Raw genomic sequence first — 14595 nt, forward strand, 5'->3', positions numbered from 1 at the left:
TGCCGCAGCTGTCGTCGTGCGCCCACCAGGGATTACGGGGCAGCCCTTAGACTGACTGTTGCCTTTCGATACACGTAGCTGAGGAGACACGGAACCGTGACGGACATCGTCGACGAGCTGAAGTGGCGTGGGCTGTTCGCTCAGTCCACTGATGAAGACGCACTGCGCAAGGCTCTCGCGGACGGTCCCGTCACGTTCTATTGCGGCTACGACCCCACCGCGGCGAGTCTGCACGTCGGACATCTGGTGCAGGTGCTCACCATGCGTCGGCTCCAGCAGGCCGGTCTGCGGCCGCTCGCCCTGGTGGGCGGGGCCACCGGTCAGATCGGTGACCCGAGGCCGACCGCCGAGCGCACGCTGAACGACCCGGAGACGGTCGCCAACTGGGTGTCCCGGCTGCGGTCCCAGATCGAGCCGTTCCTGTCCTTCGAGGGCGAGAACGCGGCGGTCATGGTGAACAACCTGGACTGGACCTCGGGCATGTCCGCGATCGAGTTCCTCCGGGACATCGGCAAGCACTTCCGCGTCAACAAGATGCTGACCAAGGACTCCATCGCCCGGCGGCTGGAGTCCGACGAGGGCATCAGCTACACCGAGTTCAGCTACCAGCTGCTCCAGAGCATGGATTACCTGGAGCTGTACCGGCGCTACGGCTGCACACTCCAGCAGGGCGGCAGCGACCAGTGGGGCAACCTCACCGCGGGTCTTGACCTGATCCACCGCCTGGAGCCCGGCGCCGAGGTGCACGCGTTGGCGACCCCGCTGATGACGAAGGCGGACGGGACCAAGTTTGGCAAGTCCGAGGGCGGGGCCGTCTGGCTCGACCCGGCGATGACGACGCCGTACGCGTTCTACCAGTTCTGGCTGAACGTGGACGATCGGGACATCTCCCGGTACATGCGCGTCCTCAGCTTCCAGAGCCCCGCGGAGCTGGCGGAGCTGGAGAAGGTCACCGAGGAGCGTCCGCAGGCCAGGACGGCGCAGCGCGCGCTGGCCGAGGAGCTGACGACGCTGGTGCACGGTGCCGACCAGTGCGCTGCGGTCATCGCGGCGTCGAAGGCGCTCTTCGGCCAGGGTGAGCTCGGCGAGCTGGACGAGGCAACGCTGAGCGCCGCACTGTCCGAGGTGCCCCACGCACAGGTCACCGAGCTCGGCCCGCTGGTGGACCTCCTGGTGGAGGTCGGCCTGGCGCCGAGCAAGTCGGGCGCCCGCCGCACGGTGAAGGAGGGCGGTGCGTACGTGAACAACGTCAAGGTCACGGACGGCGAGAGTGCCCCGGCCCGCGAGGATCTGCTGCACGGACGCTGGCTGGTGCTGCGCCGGGGCAAGAAGAACATCGCCGCCGTCGAGGTCACCGGCTGATCCCTGGACGTCGGCACTGCGGCCGGGCACGCGTCACGCGTGTCCGGCCGTGGTGCGTTGTGGCCCGTCGGTGCCCTAGGCCGTCTGTCGGTCTAGGCCGTCTGTGGCTCAGGCCTTGTGCCTGCTCAGGCCTTCTGCCTGGTGCCGCGGAGGGAGGTCCACAGCATGTCGCCGACACCGACGATGATCACCGCACCGATCAGCTGGAACAGATGGCGCGTCCAGTCGATTCCCTTGGTTTCGTTGACACCGATCCAGGTGGCGACGGTATTGCCGAGGACGCTGCCGATTATGCCGAAGATCGTCGTCAGCCAGAGTGGGATGTGCTGTTTGCCGGGCAGGATCGCCTTCGCGATCAGACCGAGCACCAGACCGACGATGATTGCCCACAACCAGCCCATGTCGCCTCCTCGGTGCGACGCGATGTCGCGCATGTGCGCCCAGTCTCGGCCCGTGGGCCGCACGCCGCATGTCGGACGCGTCCGTACGCGCGGCACGGCTGCCGATATGCACGAATGCGGCGCGCCCCGGCCTCGAAGCCGTCGCACGCCGGGCGTACGGTGTATGCGGTCCGGTCCGGGGAGAGTCCGGCGCGGGAATGAGGTATCCCCCGGCCCGCGAGGTGCTGGGGTGAGGGTGGTGAAGACGTGATGCGCAAGCAGAACGGTGTCGAGGTCTTCCGGATCACGGGGGCCCGGAAGGGGCTCGCGGATGATGTGCGCGGCAGGCAGCGGCGCTATGTGATCTCAATGTCCGTACGGACGGTTTCGGTGATCCTGGCCGCCGTGCTGTGGAACGTCGAGCGGTATGTCGCGATCGTGGCGCTCGTGCTCGGGGTTCTGCTCCCGTACGTGGCGGTGGTCATCGCCAACGCGGGCCGGGAGAGCAACCCTTCGCTTCCTTCGACCTTCGTCCCGGCGCCGATGCGTCCGGCGCTCGACGCGGCACCCGTGCCCGGTTCTGCGGAATCCGGTCCAGAGGCCGACGGGGCACAGCGCGGTGAGGAATCGGCATAAGAAGCTATGCCCGGTTGGGGCCGCGCTGCACTCAAGGCTCAAGGAATCGTCAGATCAATCATGAAGTACGGTGCACCGCACCCCGGTCTGCGTGACATACTTCGAAGGTGCTCCGCATCCCCCGTCGGAGCGACAGACCGACGCCGGGCAGCTCCCCCCGTGGCTGCTCGGCGTCGCTTTTTCTCCGGCACGGGATGCGTCAGGCGGCTGGCCCGTTAGGTCGGCACACACCCTAGGGTTGACCCGTGAACTCCCCTGAATCCGCGGCCGAGAGCACTGCCGCCGCACCCATCTGTTCCGCCAAGGGCTGCCGGGCCGACGCCGTATGGGTGCTCGCTTGGAACAACCCGAAGCTGCACACCCCGGAGCGCCGTAAGACCTGGCTGGCCTGCGAGGATCATCGGGAGCATCTCTCCTCGTTCCTGGACGTCCGGGGCTTCCTCAAGGATGTCGTGACGCTGACCGAGTGGGAGTCCGGCGAATCAGGTTCGAACACGCCCTAGCCGCCGATCGCCGACATCGGCCGCTCGGGTTGCAGGAAGGACGGGTCGTCCAGACCGGATCCGGCTTTCTTTCCCCACATCGCGAGCGTCCAGATCCTGGCGATCTCCTCGTCCGGCGCATCCGAGCGCAGGGCGCCACGCAGATCGGTCTCCTCGCGGGCGAACAGGCAGGTACGCACCTGGCCGTCGGCGGTGAGCCTGGTCCGGTCGCAGGCCCGGCAGAAAGGGCGGGTGACGGAGGCGATGACACCGACACGGTGGGGTCCGCCGTCGACGAGCCAGCGCTCTGCGGGGGCGGAGCCGCGCTCGTCTTCGCCCTCCTCGGTGAGGACGAAGCGGGTGCGCAGCGACTGGAGTATGTCACCTGCCGTGATCATGCCTTCGCGCTTCCAGCCGTGCTGCGCGTCGAGCGGCATCTGCTCGATGAAGCGGAGCTCGTAGTCATGCTCGACAGCCCAGGAGAGCAGGTCGGGGGCCTCGTCGTCGTTGAGTCCCGGCATCAGGACACTGTTGACCTTGACCGGGGTGAGACCGGCATGGCGGGCGGCTTCCAGGCCGGCCAGTACGTCGTGGTGGCGGTCACGGCGGGTGAGTGTCTTGAAGACGTCGGGGCGCAGGGTGTCCAGCGAGACATTGACCCGGTCCAGGCAGGCGGCCTTGAGCGCGGCTGCTGTGCGCTTCAGCCCGATGCCGTTGGTGGTGAGCGACATCTTGGGGCGCGGGTTCAGGGCCGCACACTGCTCGACGATGGAGACGAGCCCGGGGCGCAGCAGCGGCTCACCGCCGGTGAAACGGACCTCGGTGATGCCGAGCCGGGTGACGGCAATACGGACCAGCCGGACGATCTCTTCGTCACTGAGCAGGTCGGGCTTGGCCAGCCATTGCAGGCCTTCTTCCGGCATGCAGTACGTGCACCGCAGATTGCACCGATCGGTCAGTGAGACACGCAGGTCGGTGGCGACCCGGTCGTAAGTGTCGATGAGCATGTACGCCCCCTCCCTCAGCAACTTCCCTGCTGCGGATCTGGCTCCTTTGGCCAGTTCCTCCGAGACTACGCGAGGCCTGTGACATCGGAAGGGCCCGATTGCCACGAAGAGCGGCGTGGCCGCGTCGTAGGACCCTGCGACGCGGCCACGGAGCCGGAGTGACGCGTGGAGCGAACTCCTCGGACAATCATTCCCCTCAGTGCGCCCCGGCCCCCGTGAGGGACTTGACCTCCAGCTCGGCGTACTTGCCCTTGTCCGGTTCCTCCTTCGAGAGGAGGGAGCCGAGCCAGCCGAGCAGGAAGCCCAGGGGGATGGAGATCAAGCCCGGGTTCTCCAGTGGGAACCAGGCAAAGTCGACGCCCTTGAACATGGACGTCTTCGGGTTGCCGGAGACGACCGGCGAGAACAGCACCAGGAACACCGAGCCCGCCAGACCGCCGTAGATCGACCACAGTGCCCCCTGGGTGGTGAACCGCTTCCAGAAGAGGCTGTAGAGGAGGGTCGGGAGGTTGGCTGAGGCGGCGACCGCGAAGGCGAGAGCCACCAGGCCGGCGACGTTCATGTCACGGGCGAAGGCGCCGAGGAGGATCGCGACCGCGCCGATGAGGACGGTGGCCCACCGGGCGGCCCGCATCTCCTCCCTCTCGGTGGCCCTCCCCTTGCGGATGACGTTGGCGTAGATGTCGTGGGCGAAGGAGGACGAGGAAGCGAGGGTGAGTCCCGCGACGACAGCGAGGATCGTGGCGAAGGCGACGGCCGAGATCACGGCGAGCAGCACCGCTCCGCCCGTCGTACCGACTCCGCCGAGGTATTCGGCGAGCTGCGGAGCCGCGGCGTTGCCGGCCTGGTTCTTGGCCCTGATCTCGTCCGGACCGATGAGCGCCGCGGCACCGAATCCGAGCGCGATCGTCATCAGGTAGAAGGCGCCGATGATGCCGATGGCCCAGTTGACCGACTTACGGGCGGCCTTGGCTGTCGGCACCGTGTAGAAGCGGATCAGGATGTGTGGCAGTCCGGCGGTGCCGAGAACCAGGGCGATACCGAGGGAGAGGAAGTCCAGCTTCGAGGTGCCGGTGGCGCCGTACTTGAGCCCGGGCTCCAGGAAGGCCGCTCCGTGGCCGCTCTTCGAGGCAGCCGTGCCCAGCAGGTCGGAGATGTTGAAGTTGAACTTCAGCAGCACCAGGAAGGTCATCAGGAGGGCACCAGCGATGAGCAGGACGGCCTTGACCATCTGTACCCAGGTGGTGCCCTTCATGCCGCCGATGGTGACGTACACGATCATCAGGACGCCGACCAGGGCGACGATGAGGATCTTTCCGGCGTCGCTGGTGATGCCGAGGAGCAGCGAGACGAGCACGCCCGCGCCCGCCATTTGCGCCAGCAGATAGAAGATCGAGACGACGATGGTGGAGACACCCGCGGCGGTACGGACCGGGCGCTGCCGCATCCGGTAGGCGAGGACGTCACCCATCGTGTAGCGCCCGGAGTTGCGCAGCGGTTCCGCGACGAGCAGCAGGGCCACCAGCCAGGCGACGAGGAAGCCGATCGAGTAGAGGAAGCCGTCATAGCCGAAGAGGGCGATGGCACCGGCGATGCCGAGGAACGAGGCGGCGGACATGTAGTCGCCGGAGACCGCGAGCCCGTTCTGGAAGGCGGTGAACTGGCGGCCGCCTGCGTAGAAGTCGGAGGCGCTCCTGGTCTGCCGCCCGGCCCAGACCGTGATGCCCAGGGTCGCGGCTACGAAGGCCGCGAAGAGCGTGATGATCAGCGGCCGGTGCTCGGCGGTGGACGAGGCGGCAAGCTGGATGACGTGGTGCGAGTCGTACGCGGCGCTCATGCGTCGGCCTCCATACGGGATTTGATGGCCTCGGCCTTGGGGTCGAGCTTCACCGCGGCGTGCCGCGCGTAGAACCAGGCGATGAGGAAGGTGGTGACGAACTGGGCGAGACCGAGCACGAAGGCGACGTTGATGTTGCTGTACACCTTGGTGCCCATGAAGCCGCCCGCGTAGTTGGACAGCAGCACGTACAGCAGGTACCAGAGGACGAAGGCGATGGTCAGCGGGAAGGCGAACGAGCGGTACGAGCGGCGCAGTTCGCCGAACTCCTCGCTCTCCTGCGTCGCGATGAACGCCTCGGTCGTAAGCTCGGCAGGGCGGGTTTCCGTAATGCCCTCGGGCGGCGGTGCATCGGTAGCCACGGAATCTCCTCGCGACGCGGGTGCGGTGGTGACGGGGACGTTGGATCTCACGGCGGGAACCTCGGTATCGGGGTGATGGTGCGTCTCCCCTGACAACGGCACGGAGAGCGCAGCGAAGCGGTTCACCGCGGGTGCGTACTTCTCGAACTCGCCACATTGCGAACGTCAGGCCGAACCGGGGACGCCGAACTCATTGATGAGCGGGGATGATCAGCGATAGCTTCACTCGTCATGTACGCGACTGGACACGCCCGTGTCCGGTCGCCCGGCACGGATGATGTGGAGACCCCATGGCTCATCTGGGATCCAGACGGGCACGCGCACTGGCGCTGCCCGTCGGACTGGCACTCACGGCTTCCCTCGGCTTCCTGACGACGGGTGCCGCCTCTGCCGCACCCGTGGACGCGCAGCCGACGGCGGCGGTGTCGACGGACGGCCCGAAACTTTCCTACGTGGTCAACACGCGAGGCGGTCACGAGACCGTCAAGCAGGTGAAGAAGGCGATAGCCGAGGCCGGCGGCACAGTGGTCGTCGCCCATGAGCAGATCGGTGTCATCGTCGTCCACTCCTCGAACCCCGACTTCGCGAAGACCATTCGCAACGCCCGGGGCGTCGAGTCGGCCGGTGCCACCCGCACCGCCCCGCTCCAGTCCGTCGCCACGACCGAGGAGGGCAGCACCGAGCTGCTGACCGCCGAGGAGGCCGCGAAGGCCGCCGCGGCCGCGGGCCCGGGCCAGGAGCCGCTGGAGCCCAACCAGTGGGACATGCGCGCCATTCAGGCCGACAAGGCCAGCAAGATCAACGATGGCAGCGCCTCGGTCACCGTCGGCGTGATCGACACAGGTGTCGACGACACCCATGAGGACCTCAAGGCGAACTTCTCCAGGAAGCAGTCGGCCAACTGCGTCGGCGGTGTGGCGGACACGAGCGAGGGCGCCTGGCGTCCGTACGCCAACGGCAGTGACCACGGCACGCATGTCGCCGGTACGATCGCCGCCGCCCGCAACGGCATCGGCGTCACCGGTGTCGCCCCCGGTGTCAAGGTGGCCGGCATCAAGGTCAGTGAGCCCGGCACCAGCCTCTTCTACACCGAGGCGGTCGTCTGCGGCTTCGTCTGGGCCGCCGAGCACGGCATCGAGGTCACCAACAACAGCTACTACGTCGACCCCTGGTACTTCAACTGCAAGGACGACCCGGACCAGAAGGCTCTGCTCGACGCCCTCACCCGCGCCACGAAGTACGCCGAGCGCAAGGGCGTCCTCAATGTCGCCGCGGCGGGCAACGAGAACTACGACCTGGCGTCGCACGAGATCCTCGACGAGTCCAGCCCGAACGACACCACTCCGGGGCCGCGCACCGTGGACCCGCACAAGTGCTTCGACATCCCGACCCAGCTGCCGGGCGTCGTCACGGTGTCCTCGACCGGCTCTCAGGGCTTCAAGTCGTACTTCTCCAGCTTCGGCCTGGGCGTCGCCGACGTGTCCGCCCCCGGCGGCGACAGGTGGCAGATCCCGGCCACCCCGGACGCCAACGGCCGTGTGCTCTCGACGGTCGTGAACGGCGAGTACGGCTACAAACAGGGCACCTCGATGGCCACCCCGCATGTCGCGGGCGTCGCGGCCCTGCTGAAGAGTACGCACCCGAAGGCCACGCCTGCGCATCTGCAGGAGCTGCTGAAGGCCCAGGCCGTCAACCCGGGTTGCCCGTCCAAGGTCTACAACTCGGCCGGCCAGCTGATCGACGCGACGACCTGCAAGGGCGACGACAAGGTAAACGGCTACTACGGCCACGGCATCGTCAACGCCCTGAACGCGGTCCGCTGGTAGGGAGCGCAACGGCATTGGGCGGGGCTGGAGTCGACAGCCCCGCCCCCTGCCTGTCCCGCGCCTCTCCCAGCTCCCCTTCCCGAAAGGTGGCACTCAGTGCCATAGTCCGGGAATGACCCATGCACGAATGTCCGGTACGGAGCAGGCCTGGGCGGCGCTCGGCGGTGATTCCGCCCTTCTTGCGCACGTCGGGACCAGCAGTCCCGACGGGCTGCTGCGCGCCCGGCTGCCCGCCATGGAACTGGCGCGTTCCGCCGTCGCGGTCTGCTCACTGGCCGCCGCCGAACTGGCCGCGCGCCGCACCGCGCGCCCCGTGCCGCAGGTCCGGGTCGACGACGGTGCGGTGGCCACGGCGTTCACGAGCGAGCGCCATTTACGGATCGGCGGGCGCGCGCCGACCAACTTCGCCCCGCTGTCCCGGTTCTGGCGCACGGCGGACGGCTGGGTCCGTACGCACGCCAACTACCCGCACCACCGGGCCCGGTTGCTCGCCACGCTGGGGCTGCCCGCGGACACCTCGGACGACACCGCCGTGGACGCCGTCGCGGCCTCGTTCGCCGGGCGCCGGGGACCGGAGATCGAGCAGACGGTGTACGCCGCGGGCGGCCTGGCCGTGGTCGCCCGTACGCCCGAGGAGTGGGCGGCCGACCCTCGGAGCGCGGCGGTCGCGAGCACGCCGCTGGTGGCCAGGGACCGCATCGGCAGCGGGCCGGTACGCCGGACGGCGGCGCTCGCCGGTGAACCGCTGCTGCCCGTCGCCGGGTTGCGCGTGCTGGACCTCACCCGGGTCATCGCGGGGCCCGTCGCCACCCGTACGCTCGCGCTGCTCGGCGCGGACGTCCTGCGGATCGACGCCCCGCAGCTCCCGGAGAGCCAGGACGCGCACAGCGACACCGGATTCGGGAAGCGGTCGGCGGAGCTGGATCTCGGCAGCCGCTCCGGTATGGCCGTATTCGACGAACTGCTGGCCGACGCGGATGTGGTCGTCATCGGCTACCGGCCCGGTGCGATCGAGCGGTTCGGCCTGACGCCGGAGTCCCTGGCCGCGCGCAGGCCCGGGCTGGTGATCGGACGAATCTCGGCCTGGGGGCACGGTCCATGGGCGCAGCGGCGCGGCTTCGACAGTCTGGTGCAGGCGGCCACCGGCATCGCCTCGGTCGAGGCCACGGCAGGGCCCGAGAACCCGCCCGGTGCGCTGCCCGCCCAGGCGCTCGACCACGGCACGGGCTATCTGCTGGCCGCCGCCGTGCTGCGCGCACTGACCGAGCAGCACGACGAGGGCGGCTCCCGGCTGGTCACGCTCTCGCTCGCCCGTACCGCCGCGTGGCTGCTCGACGAGCTGCCCGCCCAGCCGGACCGCAGGGCCGTGGCCGTGGGTTCGTACGATCCGGAGAAGTGGCTCACAAAGACGGACAGTCCGCTCGGCCGGCTGCGGCACGCCCTGCCGCCGGTCGCCTTCGACGGTTCGCCCGCCGACTGGTCGCGTCCGCCGGGCCCGCTGGGGGCGGACGCGGCCGCCTGGCTCACGGCTTGACGAACGCCCTCAACGCCGTACCTCGACGGCCGCCTCAAAACCCGCCTCCGCGACGATGCCGGGGAACTCGTGCCCGATGCGCTGTCACACGCGTGTCGTGGGTGCGTGGATGACGGTGGCGCACATGCGAGGGACCCCTGCTGAGTTCAGACGCCGGTACTCTGCTCACGGTGCGCCTCCGCGGCGGCACCGGCCAGTTTCCCGCCGGGTGCGAGCGCTCCGACGGTGAGCAGGAACTGCGCCGCGATGTAGGTGAGCATGACCCAGAAGTCGGGGGCGGGCAGCTGTGGCCAGTCGGCGATCCCGGAGGCGATGAGGGCGTCGGAGAGCAGGAAGAGCGCCCCGCCGACGGCCGCGTACGGGCCGAGGGTGGTGGCGCGGTACGCCATCACTGTGAGCAGCAGGCTGTAGCCGGCGATCGGAATCCGCATGTCTGCCGGCAGCCCGCTCCAGAGCAGCGCGACGAAGGTGACCAGGACAGCGGCGTACACGACCCCGACGGGCAGTGAGCTACGGGCACGTCCGAAGAGCCACAGATAGCAGACATGGCCTGCGGCGAAGGAGCCCATCCCGATGAGGAAGGCGGCATCGGCGTCGAACAGCAGGAACGTGTCGCCGCCCCAGCCGAACAGGAGCGCAGCGATGAGCAGCCGGGGGGCGCGCCGGGCGGCGGCGTACCCGGCCAGCAGCGGCATCAGCAGGGGCTTGGCGACGAGGTGGGCGACCGAGACACCGGCGAGCAGGCCGAAGAGGTCGACGGCCGCGGCCACGAGGAAGGCGATGAGCAGCGGGCGTACGAGACGTTCCCGCCGGTCCGTGACGGCAGCGGCGCTCATCCGGTGCGCTCCTGGGCGGGGACGGCCGTGCGGGCGTCCGTTCTGGCCGGCTGCCAGCCGGGCCCGCGGAAGATCCGCCCGGCCCGCTCGCTCCAGCTGCCCGCGGCCCCCACATCGCGGGCGATGGCCGCGTACTCATGGGTGGCGACACGGAACGGATTGAATGTGTCGATGTTCTTGGTGAGGCCGAACACGGGCCGCTCCGTCTCGGCGGTGAAGGACCCGAAGAGCCGGTCCCACACGATCAGGATGCCGCCGAAGTTCCGGTCCAGGTAGCTGCCCTGCGATGCATGGTGCACGCGGTGGTGGGAGGGCGTGTTCAGCACGTACTCGAAGGGCCTGGGGAGCTTGTCGATGCGCTCCGTGTGCACCCAGAACTGGTAGACGAGGTTCGCCGACGAGCAGAAGGCGAGCGCGGCCGGATGGACACCGCAGGCGATGAGCGGCACATAGAACGGCCAGACGGTCAGCGACGTCCAGGGCTGGCGCAGCGCGGTGGAGAGGTTGAACTTCCGGCTGGAGTGGTGGACCACGTGACAGGCCCAGAGGATCCGGATGACATGGTGGCCGCGGTGGGACCAGTAGTAGAAGAAGTCCTGCGCCAGCAGCATCAGCGGGACGGTCCACCACAGCACGGGCACGCGGAGCGGGGTCAGCTCGTAGACCACGGTGTAGATCGCGACGATGGGCACTTTCCACAGCAGGTCGAAGACGAGGCTGCCGATCCCCATGGTGATGCTGGTGACGGTGTCCTTCGCCTCGTACCCGGCGGCTTCGTCATCGGGATGGAAGTGGTGGAGGGCCATCTCGAGGACAGTGAGCAGGACGAAGGCTGGTATGGACCAGAGAACGACATCGGGCAGGTTCGGCGGCATACGAGCACCGTAGAGCCGCAGGTCGGCCGGGACCAGACGTAGTTACCAACAAGTATGCGAGACGTGGTGTCAGCAGTATTTGGTGACTTCTGCCAATTCGGACGTCGTACGAGCTCTGCGCTGGAGCTTCCGCCGTGGGCGCGGAGCCCGAGCGGCTGCGCACCGAACTGTAGGCGCCCGGCCAGACGGGTCGAAACACACCCTAAACCCCCACCGCTCCCAGCAGCTCCCCCGCCCCATAGGTGACCGCCATCGCCAACGCTCCCCCGCCCATGTTCCGCAGCACCGCGAGCCCCACCCTGGCGTCTCCCAGCCGTGCGCTCCACCAGCCCGTCAGTGCCAGCGCCGCCAGCACCGATAGCACGGTGACGATCAGCCGCAGCGACGACGGCGGCAGCACGATCGCCAGCAGTGGCAGCAGCGCGCCCGCCGTGAACGCCAGGAAGCTCGCGCCCGCCGCGTGCCACGGGTTCGTCAGCTCGTCCGGGTTGATGCCCAGCTCGACCACGGCGTGGGCGCGCAGCGCATCGCGTTCGGTGAGCTGGAGGGCGGCTTCACGGGCAACCTCACGGCTCAGGCCCTTGCCCTCCAGCAGGCCGGTCAGCTCGACGAGTTCCTCGTCGGGGGCCTCCGACAACTCGCGCTTCTCCGTCGCCAGAGCGGCCTTCTCCGAATCGCGCTGGGTGGAGACCGATACGTACTCGCCCACCGCCATCGACATGGACCCGGCCAGCAGTCCGGCCAGGCCCGCTGTGAGCAGGGTGCCGCGGTCGCCGGTGGCGCCGGCCACACCGACGACCAGGCCCGCGGTGGAGACCACACCGTCGTTGGCGCCGAGGACCGCGGCGCGCAGCCAGTTCAGCCGCGCGCCGAGCCCGTTGCCGTGCGCTTCGTCATGCGCCTGGGTATACGTCACCCGGGAATGGTCGCACCCCGCCCGGTCACCAGACGCGTACCGACCCGCCCGGCACGAAGGCCGGACTGGTCGCGTCGGACGGAACCTCCTTCAGCGGCTCGGCGATCTCCTCGACCGTCGGGCCGACCTCCGCCGCAATGCGGTCCAGCGCCGCCAGGTCGAACCCGTAGACGCACGCGGCATTGCCGCCGGCCATCGCCGCGATCTCCTCGGGCGGCAGGCCCGCGTACGCGATCCGCAGGCCTTCCCGTGAGTACGGGGCGGTCCCCTCGTCGTGCGGGTAGTCGCTGCCCCACATGATCTTGTCGATGCCGATCCGGTCGCGCAGCGGCACCTCGTGCGGCCGCATGAAGCTGGCGCCGACATAGCAGTTGTCGCGCCACACCTCGCCGGGGCTCGCGCCCATCGAAGCGGCGAGCCCCGCACCGAATTTGGATTCGGCGGTGGATGCCCTCGTTGCCGCCGCGACCAGCCGTCCGTGGTAGTAGTCCAGCATCTCCACGACGCCCGGGATCCAGCCGGAGCCCTGTTCGGTGAGGACCAGCTTCAGTCCCGGATGGCGGCGGAAGGCCCCGCCGAAGATCAGGTGCCACAGCGCCCGGTGGGAGAACCACGTCGTCTCCACCATGAAGACGGCGCGTGCCGCCGGTTCCTCGCCGAGCGGCGGGGAGGCCGAGCCGCCGTGGTGGTTCACCGGTACGTCCAGCTCCTCGCAGACCGCCCACAGCGGGTCGTACACCTGGGAGTACAGCTCCGGGATGCCGGATCCCGGCGGGGTGCCGGGGAGCAGGATGCCGCCGGTGAGCCCCGCCTCCTTGGTGCGGCGGATCTCCCGGACCGCCTCCGCCGGATCGTTGAGGAGGATCTGCGCGACGCCCGCGCGCCGGCCCGGCAGCTGCGCGCAGAAGTCGGCGAGCCAGCGGTTGTGGGCGCGCAGGCCGGCCCAGCGCTGTTCGTACTCCGCCCGCGACGGCGCGGGCGCCACCAGGGAGGCAGAGGGGAAGAAGGGCGGGATGGTGTTGGGAAAGACGACCTCCGCGACGATGCCGTCCGCCTCCAGCTCAGCGACGCGGCGTGCGGAGTTCCAGTTGCGGTCGGCGGTGTCGGCGAGGAGGTCCTCGTACGGATTGACGTAGTCGGCCGCCCAGGCGTCGAAATCGTCGTGGTACTTGGTCTCCAGGTACGGCTTGTAGTCGAGGAGGTCGGCGCCCGCGTGGCAGTCGGCGGAGATGACGGTGTAGCGCTCGCGGGACATCAGCCGGCCCCCAGGACCGGGAAGTCGTGATCGGTCAGCCAGTGCCGGCCGACCTCGCGTGAGCGCGCCCAGGACGCCTCGACCGCGGTCTGGTCGACGCTCTGGCCGAGGTCCTCGGGTGTCGGGCCGATCCGCTCGGCGATCGGCGCGAGCTTCGCCGTGTCGAAGCCGAAGACCTCCGCGGCGGCGAGGCCCAGCATCCGGCGGGTCTCGGCCACCGGGATGTCGTGGAAGGTGTTGCGCAGCCAGTTCGCCGTGTTCGGCCAGGTGCCTTCGGGGTGTGGGAAGTCGCTGCCCCACAGGATGTTGTCGACGCCGATCTCGTACCGCTGGGCGAGTTCGCGGCGCTTGGTGTTGGTGGCGCAGATGAAGACCTGGCGGTCGAGGTACTCGTGCGGGGGCCGTTTCAGCTCGGCGAACGGAGAGAGTTTCTTTCCGCCGTGGGCGCCGAGGTAGAGCCGGTCCATGAACCAGAGGAGGTTCGGCAGCCACCAGCAGCCGGACTCCGCGACGCCGAACCTCAGCCCGGGGTGGCGTTCGAAAGCGCCCGACCAGAGCAGGAACCAGAGCGGGCGGGACGGCCACCAGGTGACCTCGGAGACGTAGATCCCGAGGTGGTCGCCGTACTCGTGGCGCGGGGCCGCACCGGAGTGCGTGACCACCGGCATGGCCGTCTCGGCGGCGGCCGCCCACACGGGGTCGTATCGGCGGTCGTGGTACGGGGCCTTGTCCACCCACATGGAGGGGATCATGAGCGCGCCGAGTCCGGACTCCTTCGCCCGGTGGATCTCCGCGACAACCCGGTCGACCTCGCCGGTGACGGGCAACAGGGCGACCCCGCAGTGGCGTTCGGGGTTCTGCGAGACGAAGTCGGCGAGCCAGCGGTTGTGGGCCTGCGCGCCCGCCATGCCCAGTTCCGGGTCCTGGTCGCCGGAGAGCCCGAGGCCCACACCGAACGGGGCGGCGGTCCGGCTGTCGACGGCGTCCGCGTCGGGGAAGACGACCTCGGCCGCCACCCCGTCGCCGTCGAGTTCCTTGAGACGCTGTGCGGCGTCCCAACCACCCCTCAGCCCTTCCTCGTTGTCCTGGAACCATTTGTCGGCGAAGGCCTCGTTGCGTACACCGAGGCGGGTCATCTCCTCGCGGCGGCGGTCGCGCCCGGCGAGGAAGTCGTCGAAGTCCCGGTGGAAGCGGGGGTCGAGATAGGGCCGGTACTCCTCCGTCGGCAGCCCGGCGTGGCAGTCGGAGGAGATGATCAGGTACGGGTCGTCGGTCATCGCTCGCTCC

The 14595-nt window shown here is 69.1% G+C and carries 14 protein-coding genes; 5 read left to right on the plus strand and 9 right to left on the minus strand.

From position 1 onward, the window contains the following. The first annotated feature begins 96 nt into the window (after positions 1-96). Positions 97-1362, plus strand: coding sequence for a tyrosine--tRNA ligase (gene tyrS, locus ABT115_RS00140; RefSeq protein ID WP_351781977.1), 1266 nt, complete (start codon positions 97-99; stop codon positions 1360-1362). A 125-nt stretch (positions 1363-1487) separates the two neighbouring features. Here the strand turns inward: tyrS and ABT115_RS00145 are convergent, their stop codons facing one another. After that, positions 1488-1763: a GlsB/YeaQ/YmgE family stress response membrane protein gene (locus ABT115_RS00145; protein ID WP_351781980.1), complete on the minus strand. Its 276-nt coding sequence runs from the start codon at positions 1761-1763 to the stop codon at positions 1488-1490. Positions 1764-2012: 249 nt separating this feature from the next. Here ABT115_RS00145 and ABT115_RS00150 point away from each other — a divergent pair, with 249 nt between their 5' ends. Both ABT115_RS00150 and ABT115_RS00155 read left to right on the plus strand, forming a co-directional pair. After that, complete coding sequence (locus tag ABT115_RS00150; protein WP_351781983.1) at positions 2013-2378, plus strand: DUF3099 domain-containing protein; 366 nt, start codon at positions 2013-2015, stop codon at positions 2376-2378. A 245-nt stretch (positions 2379-2623) separates the two neighbouring features. Next, the gene (locus ABT115_RS00155; protein WP_351781986.1) at positions 2624-2881 is read left to right on the plus strand and encodes a hypothetical protein; all 258 of its coding nucleotides are present in this window, start codon (positions 2624-2626) and stop codon (positions 2879-2881) included. Here ABT115_RS00155 and moaA read toward each other — a convergent pair. The 3 genes from moaA to ABT115_RS00170 form a co-directional block, all read right to left on the minus strand. After that, positions 2878-3867, minus strand: a complete 990-nt coding sequence (gene moaA, locus ABT115_RS00160; RefSeq protein WP_351781989.1) for a GTP 3',8-cyclase MoaA — start codon at positions 3865-3867, stop codon at positions 2878-2880. The genes ABT115_RS00155 and moaA overlap by 4 nt on opposite strands. A gap of 196 nt (positions 3868-4063) precedes the next feature. Continuing rightward, entirely contained in the window at positions 4064-5704 is a 1641-nt protein-coding gene (locus ABT115_RS00165) for a monocarboxylic acid transporter (protein WP_351781992.1), read from the minus strand. Continuing rightward, positions 5701-6066 (minus strand): DUF485 domain-containing protein, encoded by a 366-nt coding sequence (locus ABT115_RS00170; RefSeq protein ID WP_351781995.1) that lies wholly within the window; start codon positions 6064-6066, stop codon positions 5701-5703. Before ABT115_RS00170 ends, ABT115_RS00165 begins: the two co-directional genes overlap by 4 nt. Before the next feature lie 290 nt (positions 6067-6356). Here ABT115_RS00170 and ABT115_RS00175 point away from each other — a divergent pair, with 290 nt between their 5' ends. Together ABT115_RS00175 and ABT115_RS00180 are read left to right on the plus strand one after the other, a co-directional pair. Continuing rightward, positions 6357-7892 (plus strand): S8 family peptidase, encoded by a 1536-nt coding sequence (locus tag ABT115_RS00175; RefSeq protein WP_351781997.1) that lies wholly within the window; start codon positions 6357-6359, stop codon positions 7890-7892. A 112-nt stretch (positions 7893-8004) separates the two neighbouring features. Next, positions 8005-9426 (plus strand): CoA transferase, encoded by a 1422-nt coding sequence (locus ABT115_RS00180; RefSeq protein ID WP_351782000.1) that lies wholly within the window; start codon positions 8005-8007, stop codon positions 9424-9426. 146 nt (positions 9427-9572) lie between these two features. On the opposite strand, the gene ABT115_RS00185 is transcribed toward ABT115_RS00180, so the two are convergent. The 5 genes from ABT115_RS00185 to ABT115_RS00205 form a co-directional block, all read right to left on the minus strand. After that, entirely contained in the window at positions 9573-10262 is a 690-nt protein-coding gene (locus tag ABT115_RS00185; RefSeq protein ID WP_351782003.1) for a lysoplasmalogenase, read from the minus strand. Continuing rightward, the gene (locus tag ABT115_RS00190; RefSeq protein WP_351782005.1) at positions 10259-11137 is read right to left on the minus strand and encodes a sterol desaturase family protein; all 879 of its coding nucleotides are present in this window, start codon (positions 11135-11137) and stop codon (positions 10259-10261) included. The genes ABT115_RS00185 and ABT115_RS00190 overlap by 4 nt, the downstream gene beginning before the upstream one ends. A 202-nt stretch (positions 11138-11339) precedes the next feature. Then, the gene (locus ABT115_RS00195) at positions 11340-12053 is read right to left on the minus strand and encodes a VIT1/CCC1 transporter family protein (protein ID WP_351782008.1); all 714 of its coding nucleotides are present in this window, start codon (positions 12051-12053) and stop codon (positions 11340-11342) included. Between the two features lie 25 nt (positions 12054-12078). After that, entirely contained in the window at positions 12079-13308 is a 1230-nt protein-coding gene (locus ABT115_RS00200; protein WP_351782011.1) for an amidohydrolase family protein, read from the minus strand. Beyond that, positions 13308-14585 carry an amidohydrolase family protein gene (locus tag ABT115_RS00205; RefSeq protein ID WP_351782014.1) on the minus strand — a complete coding sequence of 426 codons (1278 nt, stop codon included), beginning with the start codon at positions 14583-14585 and terminating at the stop codon, positions 13308-13310. The genes ABT115_RS00200 and ABT115_RS00205 overlap by 1 nt, the downstream gene beginning before the upstream one ends. Positions 14586-14595: the final 10 nt, after the last annotated feature.

The sequence above is a fragment of the Streptomyces sp. NPDC001832 genome, assembly GCF_040297265.1.
Taxonomy (GTDB): Bacteria; Actinomycetota; Actinomycetes; order Streptomycetales; family Streptomycetaceae; genus Streptomyces.